The organism is Devosia sp. A369 (assembly GCF_054489345.1).
The window spans coordinates 1-1,321 of record NZ_JBTMWV010000052.1 but is presented as its reverse complement, the minus strand read 5'-3'; the positions used below and the strand labels follow the sequence as shown (position 1 = coordinate 1,321).

At 56.8% G+C, this 1,321-nt stretch carries 1 protein-coding gene; it reads right to left on the bottom strand.

Annotated elements, in window-relative coordinates; all coding sequences use genetic code 11:
* Positions 1-505: 505 nt before the first annotated feature.
* Positions 506-784, bottom strand: coding sequence for a hypothetical protein (locus ACX3OZ_RS20825; RefSeq protein WP_459105505.1), 279 nt, complete (start codon positions 782-784; stop codon positions 506-508).
* Positions 785-1,321 lie beyond the last annotated feature (537 nt).

Genomic DNA, 1,321 nt, shown 5'->3' with positions numbered 1-1,321 from the left:
TGACCGAAAGACGCCCGACTTCGCCTACTTCAATGCGCTGATGCCAATCCCGGCAGCGGCATAACCAGGGCCGAAATCCACCTAGAGATGCCCCAATAGCTGTTCAGACAAACCGAGCCAGCTCTGTCCTTCTCTTCACAGCCTTCGTACCTCAGTTTGTCACCGCGAATAGCGAGAGCTCGTTTACCGTTCAGCTGATCGTTCTTGGAACGATTTACATCGGTGTCGAGTGCTTTGCAGCTATGGGATGGGCGCTATGCGGCAGTATCCTAAGGTCGATTAATCCCTCGGCCAGACGTCTTCTTCTGATGAACCGCGTTACTGGCGGTATGATGTTTGGCGCAGCAGGAATTTTGGCGACGGCAAAGCGAGCTTAGCCGCCTGATCGGCGTGCAGAAATATTAGGCTGTGAACCCATAAATTAAGGTGGTCGGGGTCGACCGCGCGGTGCGTATAGTATGGCAATGTCTCATTGAAAGAGAAAGTCTATGGCCCGCCGGTCGGCTTAGTTGGCCTGCTGCTGCTCGACGATCTCTTCATCGATGAAATGTTCGAGTTCCTCGAAAACAGCGGCGGCGATCGCGTCCCGTTCGAGGTCTGTCGACCACTCTCCGGATGGAACGCCAAAACGACAAGTGCGAAGCGCGTGGTCACTGCGCAAGCTAAAGCCACAGTGAAACTGCAGCGCTCCGCCCTCGCTGACCAGCTCAACCAACAGCGTTTCCAGATAGATCAGATAGTGGCGGGATAACTGTTCGCTCAGTCGATCGATCGTCGCCTGCATCACTGTACTCCAAACTGTTCCAGCACAAGGCCGCCAAGGAACGGGGGAATGTTTCATGCATTTCGACCAGCCGTTCAAGCCACGCCCAACGGTGGGCGGAATAGCATCGTAGCCAGAATACCAGACCGTCACTAGGTCATTGAGACAGCGCAGGACATCCGCCAGGGACATCATCGACCAATGTAGCCTCATCGGGCTCTGCAAGGTGGCCGACATCCATGCCTCGCCCATGCGATAGGGCAGGGGGGCACGGCCGCTTGGGTGAGTTAAATCTGGAACTCATCCCGGCGGCGTTGACAGCGTCGGGCATTTTTAAGCGCCTTTTGGATGGCTATCGAACCTTACAACGAGCAGCCGCAGCGCATTGAGGGTGACAATTACGGTTCCGCCCGCATCGGCCGGGATCGCAGGCCTGTCAACGGCGGAGTAAAATCCGGCCATTAGGCGGAGCAAGACCAGGCCACCTTTGGCGCGCACATGAGACCGCCGGGAGGGCATAGCCCGAGCGGGGGTCTCATGTGCGCGTGCGATTTTTGA

Bases quoted from the DNA above. Each gene is read 5' to 3' on its own strand.
- ACX3OZ_RS20825 (WP_459105505.1), bottom strand. From the start codon at position 784: ATGCAGGCGACGATCGATCGACTGAGCGAACAGTTATCCCGCCACTAT.